This is a genomic window from Fibrivirga algicola (genome assembly GCF_011742925.1).
GTDB lineage: Bacteria > Bacteroidota > Bacteroidia > Cytophagales > Spirosomataceae > Fibrella > Fibrella algicola.
The window spans coordinates 799630-822941 of record NZ_WAEL01000002.1 but is presented as its reverse complement, the minus strand read 5'-3'; the positions used below and the strand labels follow the sequence as shown (position 1 = coordinate 822941).

The window sequence follows — 23312 nt, the reverse complement described above, 5'->3', positions numbered from 1 at the left end:
AGTAGCCCCAGCATGTTTTATGATATTACTGACCACCCCTTTCACGAAAAAATATAGATCGCGTTGCTGGGCTGTAGGCACCTGGGTCAACACGCTCTCATCGGGCATATTGATCTGGTAGGCGATGCCCGCGGTCTCGAACAAATTGGCTGCGTAGCGGTAGATGCGTGCGCCCAGGTAGGCGCTTTGCTCATCGCGGGGGCTCACGCTCCAAACCACATCGTCCAAGGCATTACTTACCTGTCGCGTCTCTTCAACCAGCTGATTCAGCAGACATGCAGATTTGTGCGGATCAGACAATCCATTTCGGGCCAGGGCCCCCAGCAGACCGATGCTGCTCAGCGAAGAACCAATCTCATCGTGGAGGTCGGCCGCAATCTGATTACGGATGTCATCCATCTGTTTTTTGCTAGAACGGTGGTGTATATACGTCGACGAGATAAGTAGGCCAAACAGGGCGATTACCGACAGTTCGGCCCAACGACCCGTGTGCAGGAGTGACGTCAGCAACGGCTGCTCGGGTAGCCAGTCAACCGAAGGTCTGTGACGTACCCAGTCAGTAGCAGACCCAACAAGCCCTGACAAAGCAGAGGCCAGTTGAGACGCTTTGCTGATGGCCAGCCAATCCGCAGGTAGAGTCAGTTGTAGACTCAAGCCAAGTAGTATGATCAGTTCGATACACAACAATACGTACAGACGCGGTTTGGCCATGTTGAGCGGCCACAAGTCTGTCGAAAGGGCAGTTGGGTTGTACTTCATGAGGCTGTAGAATCAAGACGTTAACTGTAAGCGGTTGAAACGGCCTAATCGCGGGCGGCTACCGTGTCGAAACGGAGTTCGCCGTCGTCACCGATCAAGAGCGTCAATACGCTGCCTTTGCCAATCTCGCCGGATACGATCAGGCGGGAGAGGGGACGGCGTAGGCGGTTACGGATCACGCCCCGCAGTGGCCGGGCTCCGTATTTAGGGGTGTAACCTTCCAGCGCCAGTTTCCGCCGGGCCTCATCATCGATCATAACGGTGATTCCCTGCTTGTCGAGTGTTTTGAGTAACGACGCCAACTGAATGTTGAAAATCTGGACGATCGCCCCTTCCGAAATAGGCTGGAACGGCACGATCTCGGTGAGTCGGCCCAGAAATTCGGGGCGGAAGAAACGGCCCATGATCTCCAGCAGTTCGTTCGAGGCGGCTATTTCGCCTTTCGCGGCTTTTTCCACCACAAAGTCAGAGCCAATGTTGGAGGTGAACAGGATAATCGCGTTGGAGAAATCACCCTCCCGACCAAGCCGGTCATGGAGCAGCCCTTCGTCCAGAATTTGCAGAAAGATGTCGAACACGGACGGGTGCGCTTTCTCGATCTCATCGAAGAGCACCACCGAGAACGGCTGCTGCCGGATCTTAGTCACCAGCAATCCGCCTTCTTCGTAACCAACGTACCCCGGAGGGGCTCCGTAAAGTAGGGCCGCCGAGTGTTCTTCCTTAAACTCCGACATATCGAAGCGGATCAGGGCCCGCTCGTCGTTGAACAGAAAATCGGCCATTGCCTTGGCCAGTTCCGTTTTGCCGGTGCCGGTAGGGCCTGAGAAGAAAAACGAGCCAATTGGCTGACCGGGGCGGCTCAGGCCCGAGCGGTTTTCCAGAATAGCATCGGCAATGATGTTCACGGCATGGTTCTGCCCCACTACGCGCTGCTTCAGGTGCTCGTCCAGCGCCAGCAGTTTGTCGCGCTCTTTCGACTGTATTTTCCCGAGCGGAATGCCCGTCCGGTTCGCTACCACGGCGGCTACTTCGGCCGGTTCAACCTTGTCACGTACCTGCTGCCCCAACACCTCCAGTTTGGTCAATACCATGTCCAGATGGTCGATCAAGGCCTCGGGCAGATCAAAGGCATCCGTCTCTAAGTCGGTTTCCAACTGGCCCAGCAATACCGGGCTCAGGCAATTCTTCACCTGCCTCTCAAACCGGCGAACGTCAGGCATGAGAGTCAATGAATCAGCATCCGTAGCTTTCTCCCGTAACGCAGCCAGCAGTAGCCGGAGACGTTCTATCTCGGGCTGGGTGGTTTCGGCGGCCATTTTCATCGCGGCCATTGTGCGGTCAATCAGGTCAATGGCCGCGTCGGGCAGTCGGCGGCCTTTCAGGTAGCGTTTGGCCAAGCGGACGGTTTCGGCAACGGTGGTATCGCCCACCCCAATCTGGTGGTGTTTCTCAAACAGGGGCAACAGCGTCTGCACCATCCAGGTAGCCGTAAGTTCATCGGGTTCCTCAACGGCCAGCACCTCGAACCGGCGAGCAAAGGCTTCGTCTTTTTCCAGGTACTTGCGGTATTCGTCGTTGGTGGTTGCGCCAATCAGTGTCAGCTCGCCCCGCGCCAGTTCAGGTTTGAGCAGGTTCACCAGCCCCGTAGCGCCACCTTGCGGGTCAAGCAGCATGTGAATCTCGTCGATAAACAGCAGCGCCCGGTCAACCTGCTTCAGGTCGGTCAGAATGCCTTTCATGCGGTCTTCGATCTCGCCCTTGTAGGAAGCGCCCGCAATCAGCGAGCCCATGTCTAACTGAAACAACTGAGCGTTCTTCAGGTGCGGCGGCACGTACCCGGCCACAATCTGCTGGGCCAGCCCCTCGACCAGTGCCGTTTTGCCAACCCCCGGTTCGCCGGTGATGATCACGTTTGGTTTCAGCCGCCGGCCCAGGATCTCGATCATCTGGCGGGTTTCGCGCTCGCGGCCTACAATGGGGTCAAGCTTCCCCTCCCGGGCCGATGCCGTACGGTCGGTACAGAATTTATAAAGTGTTTTGCCCGTTGCCGCCGCGCCCGCCCCATCAGAAGCCGCTTGCCCATTCAAGCTTTTCCCGTTAGTAGCAGAACCACCCGTTTGTCCGTTGATAGCCTGCTGAAAGCCGGTATCCATCAGTGCCTTTTCGAGCAGTTGCTGCTCGGTCAGCGGAAATGATTTAAGTTGGTCACGGTTGAAGGCCACGTCGGGTTTACACATTGCCGTTAGTACCGCCACCGGCGTTAGTTCCGATTCACCCAGTTTCATCCTGACCACGTCCGATACTTCCATCAGCGCCCGCACCTGCTTGTCGCCGGTAGGTTCTTCGGTGCTTCGGGCCGATTTAGGATAGCTCTCCACCCGAATATCGGCCCAATCACGCAGGTATGGCACATCGACTTCCCAAACCGCCAGTTGTGAGGCGAGCCCAACATCATTGTGGAGGAGGCCCTGGAGTAGATGTCCCGGCGAAAACGTCAGGTGCTGGTGCTCCCTGGCAATAGCCTGAGCAATAGCAACCGCCCGGCGAAGTTCTTCGGTGTAGGATAGGGTAATCATGGGGATAGGGTATAAGCGCCGACAGGGCGATGGCTTACTTTTTCATGAAATAGATCTCATCCACCAGCGAGCTTGACTCCCAGGGCTGCTGACGACCATTGCTTTGCCGCATTACTTCTGAACGTACCTGTTTGAACGCCTTTTCGATCGGCATGTTGGGCACTTTCAGGGTTTTGAGCAGGGCTGATGTGTACAGACCGTTACGGCCAACACCGTCGGCTGCCGTTTTACCGGGTGATGTAGCATAGGCGATGATTGTTCCGGCGGGGGCTTTCATTTGGGTTAACCCTCCGTCTCCACCGCCCCGGCTCATGCTTCGTTCAAAGGGGTTGTTTCGGCAGGCATCGAGGACAATGATATTTGTGGTGCGGGCATCTTCCATCTTGCTGACGATCCGGTCGGCTGGTTCGCAGTCAAATTCAATATCACTCGCCGATTGGGGTGAGGCGTCGATCGGCACGAGGTAGTTTTGTCCGTTAAGGGCAATGCCATGGCCGGCGTAAAAGAATAGCCCAACCTGGTAGCCTTTCAGGCGAAAGCCAAAATCTTCAATGGCTTTACGAAGCTTCCGTTTGTCGAGGTCAGTGAATAGCATCACGTCAAATCCCATGTCAGTTAGCGTGGCCGCCATGTCTTTGGCGTCATTAACCGGATTCTCCAGTTTGCTTGTAGTTGGGTAGGCTGAATTGCCAATGACCAGGGCCAGCCGCTTCTCGCTAGCAGCTATTGGCGACTTGGCATACGTAACAACCAGTTGAGCCGTTAGCTCTCCGCCCCCTGTCAGATAGGCAACCAACCGCAACTTGTTTTCGCCTTCAGCCAGCTCGACAGACTGACTAAACGGGTTGGGGCAAACCGGGTCACGTTCAACTCTCAGATCGCGGGTTGTTGGTAGTTGCTTTTCATTCAGAAACAGGACAAAGCGGTCAACGGGTTTGGCCGCCGTTACACAGGCTTTAGCCAGGAAGATCGGCGAACCAACTGTCTTATCTGCCGGTAGGGTGCTGGTCCAGTCAATTCGTGAACCGACACCGGGTGCGTTCGAGGCAGCTACAAATCCGGTGGTGTTCAGGCGGGTAGGCTCGCTTTTGAAGGTTGAGCCAGATGCCATTGGTTGAGCCAAGGCCGAAACAGCTACTAAAGAGCTTCCTATAACCAGTAAAAGAGCGTTCATGTGGAGGGAGAGTTTAGAAACGGCGACTTAAACCAATGCTCATTGATTGGCTGCCCGGAAGCGGGGCGGCAGACTGTAACATCACTAGTGATGTTCTGCCCGGCGCTTTTTTGCGGATGATCGTGTAAACGACATTGGCTACGACCACGGCCGCAGCCGTAGCGGCTACTATCGTGAATGTCGCTTTCTTGGAGTCGATGCTTTTTTTCTGGTTCTGATATTGTAGCAGATCTGCCCCGTCGGAGGCATACGGTTTACTGTTGTACGTATCAACGTCTTTATTAAGACCCAGTGCCAGCACAGTAGCAAATCCTGTAAGGCCCGCCGCCGCCACCCAGCCAATAACGGGTACCGGTGATTTTTTGAGAATTACTTCTCTTGGGCTCTTTTCCTGAGCAACAACTGCCTGACTGGTTCCCTGGCCCGCCCGATCTACCCGTAATAGTACCGTTACACGCTCATCGATGCGGACATTGTCCTGAACCACATCCCAGGCTATCAACTTTTTGGTTCCTGCCTTAATGGCCTTACCTACATCGCCCTTTACGGCTAAGGGACGTAGAAGTTGCCCTGAAGCCGTTTCCAGTTCGAGATAGATGGAATCGCCTGATGAAATCTGTGGTAGGTTATACTCGACGATTACTTTCCGGGCGATAGAGTCTGTCCGTAACCGAACGTTAGTGGCCAGTGTCTGCGCTGTACTGGTCTGACCAGCTAAGACACTGATTATCGCCCAAAAACTGAGTTGGTATAGATTTCGGTTCATAAATAATAGCTTGTTATGTACTTGGCTTCGGAAAAGTGAGGGCGTAGATGAATGGAGGCTCGATCGTCGACAGTGCTTTTGAAGGAGAACTCAATGACCATCCGGCGCGAGTTCGAGGCAAACGCAATAGATAGGTTTTATATGTCGTGGATCGACTCTTGTGAGTCATGCTTGCCCGTTGTCCAAATAGTGATTGGGCAAACGGGCATAAGAAAATGATAGACCAGAGCGTCAGTCTTGCAGATCGTAATACGCCTTGACTGCTTCGTAATTATTATGATCAACGGCCGCTTTTCGCCCATTGACTAGGTTAGCTGCCGGAATAACTAAAACTCTTACTTTAGTAACAGTCTTAAAGTACGCGCCTTTAACACGGTAGATAGCAACATATTGAATAGTGGGAGTTCCTGCATAAATGGTATATGCAAATTCATCTCCAACTGCAGGTATAATGCCAGGTATTTGATATACTAACGTCTTGAACGGGTCATCACCAAACTCCAAATACACCATTACAATGCTTTTATCAACGACCACTTTTGAAATATAGCTTGGCAAACCAAAAAGATAAAACTTACCACCATCGTCGGCAAGTGTAAAGGAAGTAGCATAAGTAACCTGAGTTACACTAGAGGTTCCACTAACGCCAGCCACACCCGAAGCACCAGCTGGCCCCGTTGCACCCGCAGGGCCAGTTGCGCCCGTGGCTCCGGTTGTGCCAACACCAGGAGCGCCGGTGTCGCCTTTAGGGCCTACTTCCCCTTTACAGGCGGCAACTAGTATGGCCATCGTTAGAGCCATACAAATAGAATAGAAAAAAGAGCGGATTGTAGCTGTGGTCATCATGATTGAACTGGGTGTATGTATGGAGTGAATGTGCCCGTTTGGGTACGCCAAAGTTGACCCGCTATTTTCCGTTGTACTATCCTATTGGGGACATATACTGTCGAATTGGGGGCATTTTGTAGGCGCTTCTAAATTGCTTTGGCGTTTGGCCATATTGTTCTTTAAAAACGGCGGTAAAATGGGAGGGTGTATTAAAGCCTACACTATAGGCCGTTTCAGCTATAGTGTATCCTTCATAGATAAGGCTGGCAGCTTTGCTCAGGTAATAGTGGCGCAGCATTTCGGCTGGCGATAGCTGGGTTAGGCGCATCACGTTTCGGTAGAGCGTTTTGCGGTTCACCGCCAGTTTGCTGGCCAGCCAGTCTACGTTGACCATTACCCCCGGTGGCTGCCTGTCTAGCAAGTCATAAACTCGCTGGAGAAGAGGGGGTACGGCTGGCTGCGCATAGCTGGCTGGCGACGTGTTGATTGGCCGGAGCAGATCGCCTGTCTGCTGTTGATGTAAGGTCAGGTGAAAACGTATCATAGGTAGGATACCAAGGGGTTACCGTAGTAGATAGCGCAAAGGTGAGGTGTTGCTTTCCGGCAGGCGTTTGGGTTCAGGACAATCTTGTTGGTTTATCGGCCATTTCGGTTACGAGCCAGTTACCGTGGTGGTATTTACGAATTGGGTGGGCGTTTGACCATACTGCTTTTTAAATACTGTGGTGAAGTGCGAGGCGGTGCTAAACCCTACAGCCTCGGCGGTCTCGATCACGGAATGGCCAGCCTGTAGTAGGTTAATCGCTTGTTGGAGCCGGTACTGCCGAATCAGGATAGTGGGCGTGTAACCGGTGAGGCGAAGCACCTGGCGATAGAGCGTTTTACGATTGATCCCCAGTTGCATAGCCAGCCAATCGACATTGATGCTTGGGTCATCCAGATGCTTATCCAGTAAGCCATAGAGTTGCCGAAGAAAGGGGTGCTGTTTAGGAATAGTAGTAGCGTCAAGGCGGCGAAAAGCAGACCGAGCTAGCTCGGTCTGCTTTTTTGGGTACGTCATTATGGTATGGATTTAGTGCGGAAAGCGGTTATCCAACCGGATATTCAGCGGGGAGCAGAATTACCCGGTTGGATGAGTCAAAAGTCCTCCGGTCCTTACCGATAGCCTGTCTGATTGGGGACATTTTTTGTCCATTTGGGGACATTATTCGTCCAAAACCACAAAAAAGGCCTCGGCACGACTACCGGGGCCTTTTCACGAGAAATGAACTAGTGTCAACTAGGCCTTCTTTGGCTGACCGCCTGTAAATTCGGAAGGGGTTTGCTGATAGAACTCTTTGAAGGCAAAACTGAAATGCGATGGCGTGCTGAACCCTGCTAGATCTGCTGTTTCGGTTACTGTGTGACCTGAACGGAGTAGGTCGGCGGCCTTGCGTAGCCGGTACTGCCGGATCAGGTCGCCGGGCGGAAGCTGGATCAGGGCGTTTACCTTCCGATAGAGCGTCTTGCGCCCCATTGCCAATTGGTCCGCGAGCCACTCGACACTGATCGAGGGGTCATCTAAATGACTATCTAACAGGCTATAAATCCGTAGCAGAAAGGGGTCAGGTAAAACAGTGTCGGGGGCCGCTGGCTGAGGGAGTGCCAATTGTTGCCGGTAATGTTCGCCCAGCTTCTGTTGCCGGGTAACCAGGTTGCGCAGACGGAGGTGTAGCTCATCGATATTGAAGGGCTTGGCCAGGTACTCATCTGCCCCTTGTTGAAGCCCATCGAGGCGGCTTTGCTGAGCTGCCTTAGCTGTCAGAATCACAACGGCGATGTGGTCCGTATCAGGGGCCGTTTTGGTAAGCCTGGTTAGTTCGATACCATCCATACCGGGCATCATCAAGTCGGTCAGCACAATGTCGGGCAGTTCGGCCTGCACGATGGCCCAGCCAGCCGCGCCATCTGCTGCCTGTAAGACCTGATACGTACCTGATAACTCGGCCACCAGAAACTCGCGTAGCTCGTCATTATCCTCCACCACCAACACACGTGGCAGGTCTTGGGCGTTATCTTCCTGGTTTTTCTGCTGAGTCATGGTTGTCGAGTTGGGTGCCAGCCAGTTCAGACTGGACGCGTCCGCTTCAATAGGCTCCAGTCTGGGGACGTTGGCAGTAGCCGTGGCCCGTCTGGCAGGTAGCGTTAGGACGAACGACGTACCTGTACCCAGTTCACTCGAGACCGTGATGGTGCCCTCTAGTAGCTCCACCAATTCCTTTACCAGCGCCAGCCCAATGCCCGTGCCTTCATAGGCGCGGGTGCTTGACGTATCGGCCTGATAGAACCGATCGAATATGTGCCCCAACTTGTCGGGTGCAATGCCGATGCCCGAATCATTGACCTGTACTTGCACGCCCGCCAGGCCGTCGGCCATCCAGACCGACGTACCTGTTACCGTTACGGTTCCGCCTGCCTTCGTAAATTTTAGCGCATTCGACAGCAGGTTCGTCAGGATCTTTTCCCACTTGTCGGCATCGAACACATAGTCGTGCGTGGGTATGCCGGTCGTATCACAGTTCAGCGCAATCGCTTTGTGGGCTGCTGACCGCCCGAATGTGGCTACCAGTTGCTCAACGAAGGTGGGTACGTTGCCTTGTACAAGTGCTACGGCCATGTAGTTACCTTCCAGCTTCGACAGGTCGAGTAACTGGTTGATGAGTCTCGACAGTTGCCCTGCATTGCGTTGTACGGTTAGCAGCGTGGAGCGGTCGAAGCGGCCTTCCTGAAGGAGTTTGTCTACTGGGGCAATGATCAACGAGAGGGGCGTCCGAAACTCGTGGGTAATGTTGGAGAAAAAACGCGTTTTGAGTTCATCTACCGCCCTCAGCTGCTCGGCCTGTTGCCGGTTCAGTAGCAACTCCTGCCGCTGTTTGATTCGGTTGGTGTAGAACCTAATGTAGCCCCAGATAGCCCCGCCTGCCAGCAGTGCGTATAGCACATAGGCCCACCAGGTAGCCCACCAGGGCGGGGCGATAATGACCCGGACTGAGGCCATGTTCGGTGTCCAGAACCCGTTGCTGTTGGCTGCTTTTACCCGGAACGTATACGTGCCCGGTAACAAACTGTTGTAATTGACTGAGTGGCGGTTGCCATTTTCCACCCAGCCCGGATTGACCCCTGTCAACTGATACGCGTACTGGTTCTGCTCAGGATGGTCATAGGCGAGTGCGGCAAAACTAAACGATACCATGTTTTCGTCGTAGTTCAGGCGAATCACACTATCGATGATAGTACGGGGCTTATCCAGCACAGTTAGTCCGTTGATATAGACCGGAAATGGACGCATATCATCCTCTATTCGGTTCGGCTTAAAGCGGACAAGTCCATCCTGACTACCGAAAAAGAGTTGATCCGGTCGCCGGAAAACGGCATTCTGAATGAACTCGTTGCTGGGCAGGCCGTCACTCATTTCGTAATTGTGACTGGCTTTTGTGGCCGGGTCATAGCGGCAGAGTCCCTTATCGGTGCTCAGCCAAAGCCGTCCCGACTCGTCGCCCGTGATACCAAGAATAGTGCTGCCCGGCAGGCCATCCTTCGGCCTGACAACCGAGAAAAGCCCCGTTTCGCGATCCCGTCTGTTAAGCCCCCCCCGATGCGTTCCCACCCAGAGAGTACCGGCTTTGTCTTCGTATATAGACTCCACTTCGTTGGTGCTGAGCTGTCCTTTCTGGCCAGCCATGTGTCGCGTGAACTGACCTGTTTTAGGGTCCAGCCGGCAAAGCCCCATGCGTTTGATCAACACCCATACGGTCCAGTCCTCGCTGGCCAGTAATCCGTTGATATAGTTGTCGGTGAGGCCGTTGGCCGCTCCTGGTTTGTAAGGGTAATAGCTGTATTTATGGGTGTACCGATTGAACGAGGCGATACCACCAATTCCACCAACCCAGAGTTCGGCGGTGGGTACGTTGTCCGTGTATTTGACGGATAGGTACTGGATTGGAAATGGAGCGGGGTAGTTTGTGTACGTATCCTTCCCCTGGTCGTAGTGAAACAGGCCATCATTGGTGCCAAACCAGACGCCGTCTTCTCCGTCGGGCGTAATGGTATTTACGTTGTTTTTGTGTTGGGTTGATGAACCTAGGCGCTCCGGCGGGATCAGGTCGGGTTTGGTTTGGCCAGTTGACTGGCGGTATACCGACTCCATGTTGGTAGTCCAAAGCTGATTTCGCCGATCTACGGCTAATGCCGTTACTCTGTTTTCGGGTCTGTTGGTCTGTCGCTCATTGGGCGTGATCCGGGTGATCGTAAAAGGTTTGGTGTTCGCTGCCTGCCGGTCGATCCCGTTGTCAGTACCAACCCATAGTGTACCCGCCCGGTCGTGAAAAACGGCTTGGGCGTTGCTGCTGGCCAGCCCCTTGGCCAGATCCGGGTTGGTTTGGTAGGTAACCACCCGATCGCTTAGTGGGTCAATGGCATGCAGGCCGTTGGTGGTACCCACCCATACCAGACCTGAAGCATCCTGGTGAATGGTATTGCGCCAGATGTAAGGGTTTAGCTGGCCACCGGGGTTATACGGAGCCAGTTGCCAGGGCTGCTGCCGAAGGTCGAGTTTATAGAGGCTCTTGCCTTCGTTGGAGGTGCCCATCCAGAGCACATCTTTCGCGTCCAGATAGAAGGACAAGAATGAAGGTTGCGGCCTGGCTGGTCCCGGAGCAGGTACCAGTGTAAACCGTCCGGTAGTCAGATCGAAGAGGTATAAGCCCTCGTGAGAAGCAACCCAGAACCGCTGTTGGCGATCGACTAACATGCTTTTAAGGGGCATGTCAGCCATGGGGGCCGGGTAGAGTGTGAACTGATGTTTGTTTGGCTCGTACTTCACCAGGCCCGCAAACGTAGTAATCCAAAGTAGATGCTGACTGTCCTGATAAATCGAGATCTGGTTATTCCAGCGGTTAGCATTGGCAGCCTTAATGAGGTGCGGTGTGACAACTCCCGTGCGACTATCGATCTCATGTAACCCCGCTTCCGTAATGGCCCATATCTGATCACCCTCGCCCTCACACAGGCCGGTTATACTACCATTTTGAAAACCACGGGTAGGCTGTTTTGGATCGGGCTTAAAGACGGTAAACGTGGCGCCGTCATATCGGTTTACGCCTTCATGCGTGCCAAACCACATGTAGCCTTTCCGGTCTTGTATAATAGCTGACACCGAGTTATTAGACAGTCCGTCAGCTACAGCTAAATGCTCGAACTGGTTGGCGATAGGATATTGGTGGGACTTTCTGTCTGGGTTACCTAGTGACGGATAAACGTACGATTGCCCAAAACCTGATGCAGATAGCAACAGGAGAATAATCAGCGAGTACTGGTAGGCCATGAGGCAACTGGTTTAAGGGGGAATAAGCAATTCACCGGCAACCGCTTCTATCGATCAACCTGTCTGGGTATGCGTGCTGCAACAGTTACTGCGCATCTCCACGCCTAAATCAAATGCAGTAAGAGGAGCACACTAACTTTTAGCAATGTAAGAAGCTGTATACACGTTGTAACTCAATGTAGATTAGAAAATATAGTTGTACCAGCCACACATATGTCATATGGGAACAGGTGCTGAAGCAAGCCAAGGCGCTAGGCAACAGCAGGAGAAAGTAAGGCTGGAACAGAAGACGGGGTTAACTAACGGTTTCGTATTTGTGTCAATAAATACGGACAAACAAAAAGCGCTAACCCGTTAAGAGTTAGCGCTTTTTGTTTATTTCACTACTTATGAAAATGTGCTCCCGAAGGGACTTGAATTTGTGCTGATAATCAACTAGTTGTGATTTGCTTTTGGAGTACGGGACGGATATCTCTTCGTCTCATAAGCATGGTAGAAGAGTGCAGTTCAGGATCATTGTGGCGTAGCATGTTTCTCGTAGGCTAACAATGATTTGTTCAACGCGTCACTGTGTAGAAAAATATCGTTGATAGTCGTCAGCTCATGCCGTTGCTCAACTCGATTCTCATCAAAAATCGTAATAGCTTTTTTTGCACCATTGAGGTGTAGTCGACAAATGGGCTTCCGGTTATTGTTGTCCAGAAGAATAGCGAAATACGACTGAGCATCACGATGCACGATCCTGTTGGCGTCGATCGTGTTTCGAAGAATAGCTCTTACGATATAAAAGCCTTCTAATTCTTCCTGCGTCGTAACGATAGTAGGCTCTTTCTTTTCGTCTACAGCCGGGGAGGCCGGTAAGTCAACCGGGGCAGATGCTGGTGTAGCTATCTCCTCCTGGCCCAGCGCCGTTTTCAATCGATCGGTAATCTGATCTGAGAATGTATGCTGAAATGATTTACGAACCAGCGCCGTGAAATACTCCATCATCTTGGCCGTCAATGTTCCACCGTATACCTGACGGGCGAAATGCCGCACCAGCGTGTCTGATGGACTGGTCATCTCCTGCTGAATTAGTGCCTTTAGCTCCCCTGTGTACTTCAGTTCACTGGCCGTTGAGATAATCGTATCGACGTCAAAGTACGACTTGTGAAACTTCTTCAATTCCTCGACCTGATTATCGCGCAAATCAAGCATGTTGATTTCCAGGAATGGTTTTTCGTCCATCTTGTTCGGCTCCTGTAGATCCGTGTAGAAGCGATAAATAACTCCATTTGTCAATACGCCGAACCGGGCTTTGGTTACGTGGAAATAACGCAGCAACTGGTTATCATGGAGCGTCAGTGCCTGCTTCCAGTGCTTGCATTCGATCAGCATACAGGGCTCAGCCGGTTCGCCATTTGCCCCTTCCTTCATTACGGCATAGTCGACCTTTTCGCCTTTCTTGGTCCCGATATCGCTGATAAACTCGGGAACAATTTCAAAAGGGTCGAACACGTCGTAGCCAAGGGTTTGAAGAAAGGGTAGGATGAGGGCTGTTTTGGTAGCTTCTTCCGTTTGGATAGAATCTTTGAGGCGCGCTACCCGCTCGCCAAGTTGTTTGATTTGGTCCTTGAAATCCATATTGGTGAAAAGTTTTAATAACGTTAGTCGTAATAGTTAGTTAACTGGCTCTAGATGAGGCGCTCCTTCGCAGTTCATTATGTATGTCAATCCGTTCATTTTGACGGTTTTCCCACATGGGCAACAGTTTGTCGAGTTTCTTTCTCTCACTTCATGAATAAAGCCATTATTGTCAGTAGCACTATAATATCGAGTACATACATCACAGCCTTCGCTTCCTTTTATTATGTTCAATACGCCATTGGGTTTTGACTTATTTACTGTGCCACCTTTTTTTCTGCCTTCTTTTGGGCCCGTTCTTGGACCTTTAGGCTCCTCTGTCTTTATAGGAGGATCTTTGATAATAACAGGATCTTTAATAACAGGAGGATTAATTAAAAGAGTGAAGTTTGCCTTGGTATCCTCACAAAGTATTGAAAGGATTTTATTCCGCAGGCTTTCAATAGAGCTAAAAACCCTATATTTAGTTTTGTTAACTATATATATGTCCTTCGATTCGTCTGTACTAAAAACCAATATTGAATCTTTACTAGCTTTTGAATTAACGTAGGATTCGATAAGGTCAGTGCTTACGACTGTTTGGGTCGCTTTTGAGAACTCTTTCGGGATTTCCAATTGGTCAAAGTTTTTATTGATTAACTTACCAATGACTTTGGGGTTATTTACATTTTTTGCGCCACCTTTTTCTATCGTTGTTTTAAGGGAAAACTCTTTTTGAAGGTCTAGTCGTAAAATGGTAGGGTCGAGAATATAGGTTCGACTACAATTTTTAGCGTCTGGTATTAGTACAGCACAAAGTTCTCTTAAATCTTCTGTGAGATAGTATGTGCCATCTTTTTCCTCCAAAACAAGAGAATCGACTAAGGCTATTTTTAATGTGCTTCTGTCTACTGGCACTTCTGAGCCATTATCTATTCCACAACTAGAAACAAGGAGAGTAAATAAACCAATTGTAAAATATCCGAGTATTGAAAGTTTCATGTTATTAAACTAGTTTGTTTGTAAAATTTCAATTTGACGACTTAAGCCTCTTCTTGCAATCAGGCCCTGAACATCATATGGCTGTCTTACAATTAGATTTGCTAGTTCGTTATCAGTTAATACCCCATAAGTTTCGAGGTAGAAAAGTCCATCATTCGCCTGGAAAATTTTATTATTACCTGCTGATGTTGATTCGACTTTAAAAGTGTTACCTGTAGAAAATAAAGGCTGAGGTACTTTTCCCGTTGTGTCTTTGTAAGAAACACCCCCAGTTCCTACGTATTTACTGTACTCGGATTGAATTTTGAAGTTAAATCGAGACGTATAAAGGAAATATCCAGTGTATGCTATGTGTAAAATTGAACCTAACAAGTAACATACTAAAACGGCACCAGCAATAGCATCTGGTGTCATATATGCATCGAAAAAGAAGTAGAATTTTAAGATTCCAGATGCTACAATAAGTGCGTAAAGGCTATAAGTGTAGAATGTATAACGATCAATTTTTCGCTTTAAGTCCTCTTTTACTACACCTCTGTCAGCATTGACTAATTCATTTCTATGAAGACATATTTTGTCATGCCATATATGGGAGACAATTGCAAGAAAAATATCAATAAAGATTGCCGCTGCAATGGCTTGCCACAGTACTCCTTCGCCTATTCCATAAACGGTTGGCACTATCTCTAAAATAAGTATAGCAAAAAAACCAACCATTTGTGTTGGATATCCAACTGTTTCAAAAAGACCAGGAAGTGCAACGCCACCAAAAGTGCGCTTACTTTTTTTGGTGTATAGCCAAAAGTTCTTTGTTTCTTTTGAAGGTACAAAGTCTTGATCTGGAGGGAAACTGAATTGTTTAAAGCTTAGCATGAGAAAAAAATTAAGGTGGATTGAGGTTTATTACTAATTAAGTTAATACTTCAGAATAGACTTGGCTTGTGTGCCATTCTTCTCTGTGGTGATTTGTAGAAAATAGATGCCGGCCGGTTGTGTACCTAGTTGAAAAAGTTCTGACTGCATTGTGCTGCCTGCCTGTCGCTTCACCTCTTTTACTACGGAGCCAGCCGCATTGATAATCTTTATGGTAACAGGCTGCTCAGCTTGTGAACTCCAGCTTACCGTTACATCACCTGATGTAGGATTAGGGTAGGCTTTGAGCAGTAGCGATTCCGAGATAGGAAGAACACTTAGCACAGGTCTGACAATGAGCGTATAAGCATTTCCGTTATTGCCAATGCCGCAGGCACTTTGCAGATTGGTAATGGCGTAGCTCCGTGTAGCTAGTGGCTTTACCCAGCCCACATACAACGAGTCGCCTGTTGTGATAAATCGGTTATCCCACCTTGTGAAGGTCCAGGGACCGTCACCTGAAAGACGAACCCGAATAGCTGTGCTATCGCCGGGATATACGTCGCCATCTCCTGACAATCGTGCCGTAGCTCTCGCCGATACCCGTACTTCGACCGTAGTGTGGGGACTCTCACAGTTATTGACGTCGGTCTGGATCACGTAGTAAGTTGCTACATTGACCTGGTCGGTCGCTGGGAGGATACTGGCAAATGCAGGCCCGCTGTGATTGGCGTTCGTATACCAGGTTAACCGACCGGCTGCGTTGGCTGTCAAAAGGGTGCCTGTCTGCCCTGTGCAAAAATTAACAGGGGAGGCCGCAATTGGCCGGTCGGGTGTTTTGTTTACTGTGAAAACAATGCGACCCGCAGGACTGGTACAACTGCCTATTTTCTGCGTAACAAGGTAGGTGAATGAGCCTGGTTGAGCCGTTGAGGGTATTGGAGCGATATCTGTACTACCGCTAACACTGACCTGTTGCCAGGTTAGCCCTGTGTTTGGTGTTGCCGACAGCGCGCCAACTACCGCAGACTGACAGACTGCCAGGTTAGGGGTTACTGTTGGTGCAACTGGCGTGGCGGCGACCGTTACAGATACGGGTTGCCGAAGACTCTCACAATTGTTGTTATCTGTCTGAGAGACATAGAAGGTGAGTACATCGGGGAGTTGTGTAGAGATGGTGGGCGGGGAGGGTGACGCAATACCACCTGTAGCTGCCGTATACCACTTTAGTAACGTACCTGACACAGAAAAGCTACTCGGGGTATCACCAACGCAGTACCGTACTGAATTTGCAGAAGGAGTGGTAGGAGCCGCTAAAACAATAACACTGAGCGCCGTGCGTGCGCTTTCGCAGTTATTAGCCGCCTGACTAACCGAATACGATTGCGAGCCTGATTGTAGCGTACCAGGAATTGGTGCTCCTGCTAGTTTCCCGGACTGGGCATACCAGGTCAGGTTTGTTCCTGTTGCGGTTAAGGAATTGGCTATACTGTATTGGCAGAGGACGGTTGCTGGCTGTACAAGGGGAGCGGCTGGAATAGGATACACAGTTGCCTTAACAGGTGTTCGCGGGCTTTCGCACCCGGTTATGGTCTGCGAGGCATAAACGGTTATGTCTCCGGCCAGTTGCGTGTTTATAGCGGGCGGCTGCGACGTACCTACACCACCGGTCAACGAGTTGTACCAAAGTACATTGGCACTGGCGGCAAATTGTCCTTGCGACCCTTGGCAAAGCGAAACGGTGCTAATGATTGGCGCTTGTGGAGCAGCTCTGGGTATAGAGTTGATTGTAGCTAAAGGGCTTTCGCACCCATTAACTGTTTGACTAACATAATAGGTACTGGCTTGACTGGAAGAAGGAATTGGTGCGGCGGCAAGGGGTTGTGTAATGCCTGCCACATACCACTTTAAACCTATTCCTGAGGCGCTGAGCGGGCTGGTTACTGTTGTGCCAAAGCAGAACGAAAAATCGGTAACCTTGGGCGCCTCAGGCCGACTAATGGTAATTGAACTGGCAACAGAAATAATTGACCCGGTATAATCAAGGTTCGGATTGGTGGGCTTCTGAAGAATAACACGTAGCCTGTAGCCAGTTCCGCCAACAAGTGATGAAGGAAGTGTGGCATTGATTGGGTTCGTAGTACTAATCGAACTAACGATTTGGCCGTTTGCAAAATCCCCATTGGCGTCTGACAACTGCACCTGCGGAATTGCATTTGAGGATAAAGATCCGCTCATTATGTACGAAACAGCTATTGTGTTACCTGGACAGTAACTCCCGGATAAACTACCCGTTGTAATGGTTACAGGTTTGATCGATACTACTGCTGAGCCACTGATTAAATTGCTAACACCACAGGTATTGTCCTGGAAACTTTTTATGAACCGTTTGTCATATATTGTTGGCACAAAAAAGGTAGGAGCAACCAGTACTGTGTTCGAACTGACAGTTGTTATTTGTGAATACCCTGGTGCATAAGCAGCGTTATAATCCGTGTAGATAACGGTCCATGGGGGCGTCCCTGTGAAGCTCAATCGAACGGCCGCCCGCTCGCCGATACCAATCTCAGAGTCATTCGCGATGGTCATGGTGGGAATCTGAGAGATTCCCACTATAGCTGTATTACTCGTAATACCAGTTGGGATGCTAACAATGCGAAACCGATAGCTGCCTCCACTCAGTGAGGTTGGAATTGTAGCTCTGACTGGTGAGGCTATACTTGTGCCCGACAGATCCTGTATGATTGTCCCGTTAGCTTCGACAAGCTGGACCTTGAATGAGCTACCCGTTTGAGACGTACCTGACGTGGAAAAGGGGAAAGCAACCTCCGCCCCAACACAGTAGGTACCTGCGATCGGGTTGGCCGTAATGACCAGGGCATCGTTTCTGATAGTAAATAAGCTACTGGGCGTACCAATTACATTTACTGAGAGCCCGGTTGTTGCCACACGGACCCTATATGATCCTGAAGCTACTGTGCTCGGAATGGTGCCTTTTATTGACCGTACGCCCCCAACGCTCGCATTCTGCTGCTCACGGCCAATGTACTGGTCCTCCCAGTCGAGGAGATCAGTTATAAAATTTCCACTGGCATCAAGAAGCTGCGCCTTAAAGCCGTTCGAAATAACATTCAATGGAAAAATGCCCGATCCTGTACTGTAAGAGATAGTGATTCGAGAGCCTGTGGCAACCGTTGTTGATACGTTCGCGCTGATTGTTGAAATGGTAAGGGGCTTTACGGCAATGCCTATTGCCCCCGTAATTGGACCCGTAAAGTTTTTAATCAGCGAACCGTCGACCAGCATATTACCTGTTGGGCGAATAGTAAAGAAGCCATCACCGGTAACCGTGACCGTTTTATTCTCACCCGGTGAGTCGATCTGAAAAAAGCGGGTACCTACACCTGTAAACTTGGCATAAATAGGGGCATCACCAATTTGCCCACCAGCCTGGAACACATTTCCATCAAAAGCAAGAGTTGGACTGGCGAGTGGGTCGCCACCACTCAATGAAAGGGTCAACTGAGCCTGTGCAGTTGAAACGTGAAGTAATACTAGCAGCAGTAGCCCGAAATGCTTACTGGTTATGGTCATGTTGAGTATGTCTAAAGTCGAACAGGGCTTGATTATTTCTTGGTAGGAATTTTAATTCTACCTGCTTTCAGTAAGCATCGGATACCATTAACAAGTAGCGTGCTTCCCACTACAGTACCACCATATACCCCATAGATTCCTGGCTTTGCATACTCATTAAATGCCATCAGAGGGCTGGGAGTGCTTCCTGACTGTTGTGACAAGGAAGACCACATCGCATATTCCGCGTTTACGGTTGTGAGCCTGTCACTATAGTCGTTGTAGCTGGTCTGTAAGGAAGAGTAACCGGTATAACTGGCCCCCAAGGCAATGACGCCAGTAAGGGTCTGTGCCCAGCCCCACCTTTTCAGCTTACGCTTTCTCTTTACCAATTCTTCTACCGACTCTACACGAATAATTTTATTGAAATCAGTAGACGTACCATCGATTCGCCTGAACGTTAGACGTCGATTATTGTCTCTTAGCATAATACTCACGTTACTCTGGTTCTGGCCACTTTTAGCACTACGCTGATAAAAGCCCATAGGAATAGAAAGAGTCGACGAGTTAATGACATGTAACCATTTACTGTCAAATTTCGTCACTAGTGAATCGGGCCTGTTTTCGCTGCTCAGGTAAAAGGTTTCCTGTCCTTTTATCGATTTTTTAGGCTTCACCTCATCATGAATCATTGGTGCTGTAAGCTCAGATAGATTATCTGTGGGTCGTTGAAATCCTAGCCGCGTTATGAACGTATGAATTTTACCATCTACACTATCTGCTCTGATCTCAGCAACTCGAAGCCCTGATGTGTAAGGTGTCTTAAGCTCGTTATGCTTGCTTTTGAAAAGAGATTTGAAGAATATTTTTATATAAGGGTAGTCTCTGCCTTCATAAACTCTGGATGTGACTTTTTGAGAAAAGTCTATTGATGCGCTATCTGTTTTTGCGTAGTATAATTCCAGGTTTGTCAAATACCTTTCTACGGACATTTCTACCGTACTATCGATTGACGTATGGGTTGGATCAATATCATCCTCAATGACTACTGCATCATTGTAGAAAAGCTGATTCGGGTTGGGCAAAAAGCTATTCTTAATGAGTGACTTTCGTTCTAATTCTGATAATGTAATAGAAGAAGTTAACATATTTAACAATTCTACTAAATCGTTTAGCTTTTCTTTGGCCTGTCGCGTAATCTCATCATCTCTACGCTTATTAGCTGCTGACGGGCTAGTTCTGACTTTAGCGGCATAGATTGGGCCGTCACTTTTTTGTGCTACCGATACACCGATGCTCAGTAGAAAACAAAGTATTGATAGAGTAAAAAGTTGTTTCATAGACAGTTGGAGTAAGTATTTCGTTGTTGTGCTCCATCGCTTCTACCATAGCCGAGGGAATAGCCACCCTTAGTGTAAATATGGTTGAAGGTTAGCTTTCTTTTCTGCGTAACCCTCCCATTTTGAATTACTTGCAGGTCATCAACAAGTAGGTTGTGTAGTAAAGAAGCGCCGCCGAAATCAATAACTGGAAAGCCACGAAGTCGGAGTTGTGTTTTGCCCCAATATTGTGCTGTATCGTAGTCGTAGAGATGGATAGTCTGTTCAGAAGCAGATGTAGTGGTTTCATTTATCAACTGTCCCTGGTTGTCGAACTGATAATTAATAGTGGTACCGTTATTACCTACTTTCTTTGTGATTTTACCATTATTAACCTCTGTAATTATAAACAAGCTGGGTTCTTCATACTTAACTAGTTTAGCATCGCTTGTAAACATGTATCGTCTTAAGAGCAATTGCGTTCCGTTTAATTCTGTGACGGTTTTTACTACATCGTTTTCGTATTGATATTGCTGTACTAAAATCGTTACGCCCGTCACATTATTTCTAATAACAACTTTGTTGATTTTGCCATCAATATAGTCGTATACGTAACCCTTATCGTCCTGCGTCTGTCCTCCGGTAGCTAAAAAATTTGTTGTCTGCTCAATCTGAGTTAGCAGGAAGTGGTCATACGAATAGGTGAAGCTTTTTTTTGTCCTTGTCGCCAGCTTTGCGTTTACCCATTTTCTATAAGAGCTCTCCAGGACGTGGCCAAAATCATTGTAGAGGTATGTGGTTGTATCTCGTATACCCTCATTGATAGTGGTAAGCTGATACAACTGGCAGGTTAATGGAATAGCGGTGACAGGTACCAGGGGGGTCTGATGACAACCAACTAATCCAGAGAGAATGAGAACTGTTAGAATCCGATATAGTATAAGGTAGCGTTTCATCATTGAGCAGGAATTAACGTTAGGGCAACTCGGCGGTTGAGTGCTTTATTCGTTTCGGTATCGTTGGGTACCAACGGGTATTTGCCACCCAATCCATTCTGAATAAGTCGAGAATCCTGTATGCCTTGCCCGTTTAAAAAGGTGGATGTCACTTTAGCCCGATCCTGCGATAGATTCAGATTTAGTCGTTCATCGCCTACGTTGTCGGTATGGCCAGTAATGCGAAGTGTGTACGACGGGTGTTTTTTAAGGTAAGCTGCTACCTGTCTCAGTACCTCCTGCGAATCTACACGCAACTGGTAGCTACCCTGTTGAAAATAGATCATGGGAATAGAGTCGGGTAAGAGCAAGGTTGGCCGGGAAATGGTGCGTGTGGTAATGCTCTGGATTGTACCGGCTGATTTACGGGCAGTGGAAACGGATGTTATGGATTTGATCTCTTCTGTATTCAAGCCCTGCTGAAGCTGAATGAACCGGCGAATCGTAGTTGTCTTTGTCGTAACAAGTAGCTCGTAACGACCCGGAGTTAACGCATAGGCGACGAATTGCCCGACCCGGTCGGGTATTGGGAGTAAAGGAACCTGTTTATTTCCCATTCGAATAGCACACTGGCTCGCATCATCAGCCTTGACAGTCAGAAGAGTAAGCTCACGCTGTAGTTGTATTTCATGGCGGCGGCCTTCGAGCTGATCAACAATCAAGTTGCCAGCATAGGGCTGATACCCGGCAGAGATTACCTCCAGCGCTATGATGTCGTGGTGGTCCAGATTAACCTGGGCAAGCCCGTGGTTGTCCGCGGTTACACATTTTTTCTCACCCGTTTTTGTGAAAAACAGACAGATAGTGGCCATCAACGGCTTTTTCTCCAATGCGTCGACTACAGAAAACGTTGTAGGCTGTTGCGGTGCGACTAACTGTTCAGCGGAAATGGTCTGTTGAACGTAATTGGTCTGCTCTGTTTGGTGGTAGGGCCTGTTACTACCCTGTTTTTCTGTAACCAGCAATGGAATAATAACCGAAACTGACTTTCTGGAATCGGCTTCGGGGCGAAGAAGAGCGAGTGTTTGGGACTGGTAGGCTGTTCGTTCAATGAGGAGGGATACCGTTTCGCAAGGGACAACTGCGGTAAACTTTCCAGCCTCATCAGATATCCCAATTTTTAACCGACCCCATGCTGTCCTGGCAAATATCAGCCCTTTATCCAGTGGCTGATGGGTAGTTTGGTCAATAAGCAGTCCGTTTAGTCGAAGACACGAGGACGTGTCTGCTACTTGAGCTACACCCCAAATTGGAGCTAATAATGCCCAAAGCAAACATATACCGATCGCTTTCATGATTGATTACTGGGCAGATATACCAATGGAGCCAAGGAGCAGATTCCAGCTTGTATTCTCTATGCCATCAATGACTACAGGTAACCGTTCCAGCTTGACACGGACGTTTTTGGAGGTGACGTCACTATAATAAGCATTGCTGCCAGAACCTATAAATGTTTGCTGCCCGGTGATCGTCCCATAGTAGTTGCCATCAGCTGCCTGCGACAATTCTTTAAGAAATTGCACTTCAGTCCACTCGATCTTGGTAGACGTGTAAGGAAGCAACTTTAATCGATTTAGGTATTCTTTAATCGGATATCGCCGGGACCCCGCCCGATTGGATGATGCCACTTCCATGGTAGCGGCGGGCATGAATAGTTTTGATGCCTGGGTAATTGCCTGGTTCCTGGCTTCAAGAGAGATACTTTTGTTCGTGATTATATTCAAGTATTGGGCGAATTCTTCGACTGTCTGAATCGACTTTTTACGGTAATACTGGTATTGAGCTTCGCTAAGGGAGAGGCTTTTGCCAGACGTAACTTTCTCCGCCTGCTGAACGGTATCCTGAGTCGATGGAGAAGTTACGGGTGTAGTGGGTTGGGCAACTGGGGTTGCTTCGATGGCTTTCGGAGCCTTGTTCGTTGGTTGCTGAACGGTTGTTGCTGGCGGAGGAACAGTTGCAGAGGCGCTCTTAAAATAAGCGCTGATATCAGGTAAGAGGGCAGCTACATCTGCAGGTTCTCTTATGAGGTTATGTTTACCTGTACGATAAATGATTGCCACGAGCTCACCTTTAGAAATAGAGGCAGGCTTACCATCTTCTGTTACGTAGTTTACGATAGCGTCGTTTTCATACTGAATGGTCGCCGGCAGTACTTTAAAGGGCACGGCTCTGATGAGGTAATCTTTGTTGCCAGGATGGAGGGGAGCCGATAAAAAAGTCCGTAATTGCTCTTTAGCCTGATCTAGATCAGCACTTAAGCTGCTGATTAGCAAAAAATTACCCGTGTTACTGAAGGCGAACAGGATGTTCTGACGCGAAAGTGATTTTTCATCTTTATTAATGATGAAATACACACGGTCATCAGTCAGGTTAGTTAGCCTGACGTCAGAAATTCGGTTTCCATTTGCTGTATAAATAGCATCCTGAGCCTGTAGCACAGATGAAAAACCGAGAAGTAAAAGCAATAGAGGTAGAAGTTGTTTCATAGATAGACTAGAGTCAGG

The 23312-nt window shown here is 49.2% G+C and carries 16 protein-coding genes; all 16 read right to left on the bottom strand.

Translation table 11 applies throughout. From position 1 onward, the window contains the following. Positions 1–759 (bottom strand): sensor histidine kinase (locus tag F7231_RS08565; RefSeq protein WP_166691587.1); only part of this gene is annotated, 759 nt, incomplete at its 3' end. A 44-nt stretch (positions 760–803) separates the two neighbouring features. Beyond that, complete coding sequence (locus F7231_RS08560; RefSeq protein WP_166691586.1) at positions 804–3335, bottom strand: ATP-dependent Clp protease ATP-binding subunit; 2532 nt, start codon at positions 3333–3335, stop codon at positions 804–806. Positions 3336–3369: 34 nt separating this feature from the next. Continuing rightward, positions 3370–4509: a caspase family protein gene (locus F7231_RS08555; RefSeq protein ID WP_166691585.1), complete on the bottom strand. Its 1140-nt coding sequence runs from the start codon at positions 4507–4509 to the stop codon at positions 3370–3372. A gap of 13 nt (positions 4510–4522) precedes the next feature. Continuing rightward, positions 4523–5275, bottom strand: coding sequence for a hypothetical protein (locus F7231_RS08550; RefSeq protein WP_166691584.1), 753 nt, complete (start codon positions 5273–5275; stop codon positions 4523–4525). Positions 5276–5506: 231 nt separating this feature from the next. Continuing rightward, positions 5507–6121, bottom strand: coding sequence for a hypothetical protein (locus F7231_RS27605; RefSeq protein WP_208295553.1), 615 nt, complete (start codon positions 6119–6121; stop codon positions 5507–5509). Between the two features lie 76 nt (positions 6122–6197). Continuing rightward, positions 6198–6647: a helix-turn-helix domain-containing protein gene (locus F7231_RS08540; protein WP_166691583.1), complete on the bottom strand. Its 450-nt coding sequence runs from the start codon at positions 6645–6647 to the stop codon at positions 6198–6200. A gap of 108 nt (positions 6648–6755) precedes the next feature. Continuing rightward, positions 6756–7163 (bottom strand): helix-turn-helix transcriptional regulator, encoded by a 408-nt coding sequence (locus F7231_RS08535; protein ID WP_166691582.1) that lies wholly within the window; start codon positions 7161–7163, stop codon positions 6756–6758. Between the two features lie 219 nt (positions 7164–7382). Further along, positions 7383–11465 carry a hybrid sensor histidine kinase/response regulator transcription factor gene (locus F7231_RS08530; protein ID WP_166691581.1) on the bottom strand — a complete coding sequence of 1361 codons (4083 nt, stop codon included), beginning with the start codon at positions 11463–11465 and terminating at the stop codon, positions 7383–7385. Between the two features lie 513 nt (positions 11466–11978). Continuing rightward, positions 11979–13088 carry a type I restriction enzyme HsdR N-terminal domain-containing protein gene (locus tag F7231_RS08525; protein WP_166691580.1) on the bottom strand — a complete coding sequence of 370 codons (1110 nt, stop codon included), beginning with the start codon at positions 13086–13088 and terminating at the stop codon, positions 11979–11981. 36 nt (positions 13089–13124) lie between these two features. Beyond that, positions 13125–14069 carry a hypothetical protein gene (locus F7231_RS08520; RefSeq protein WP_166691579.1) on the bottom strand — a complete coding sequence of 315 codons (945 nt, stop codon included), beginning with the start codon at positions 14067–14069 and terminating at the stop codon, positions 13125–13127. Between the two features lie 9 nt (positions 14070–14078). After that, a complete protein-coding gene (locus tag F7231_RS08515) occupies positions 14079–14942 on the bottom strand; it encodes a hypothetical protein (RefSeq protein ID WP_166691578.1) in 864 nt (287 codons plus the stop codon). Positions 14943–14984: 42 nt separating this feature from the next. Beyond that, positions 14985–18515, bottom strand: coding sequence for an Ig-like domain-containing protein (locus F7231_RS08510; protein ID WP_166691577.1), 3531 nt, complete (start codon positions 18513–18515; stop codon positions 14985–14987). A 32-nt stretch (positions 18516–18547) separates the two neighbouring features. Then, positions 18548–19834: a hypothetical protein gene (locus tag F7231_RS08505; protein ID WP_166691576.1), complete on the bottom strand. Its 1287-nt coding sequence runs from the start codon at positions 19832–19834 to the stop codon at positions 18548–18550. Then, positions 19831–20772, bottom strand: coding sequence for a hypothetical protein (locus F7231_RS08500; RefSeq protein WP_166691575.1), 942 nt, complete (start codon positions 20770–20772; stop codon positions 19831–19833). The genes F7231_RS08505 and F7231_RS08500 overlap by 4 nt, the downstream gene beginning before the upstream one ends. After that, positions 20769–21773 (bottom strand): OmpA family protein, encoded by a 1005-nt coding sequence (locus F7231_RS08495; RefSeq protein WP_166691574.1) that lies wholly within the window; start codon positions 21771–21773, stop codon positions 20769–20771. The genes F7231_RS08500 and F7231_RS08495 overlap by 4 nt, the downstream gene beginning before the upstream one ends. Before the next feature lie 336 nt (positions 21774–22109). Continuing rightward, positions 22110–23294, bottom strand: coding sequence for a hypothetical protein (locus tag F7231_RS08490; RefSeq protein ID WP_166691573.1), 1185 nt, complete (start codon positions 23292–23294; stop codon positions 22110–22112). Between the last annotated feature and the right edge of the window lie 18 nt (positions 23295–23312).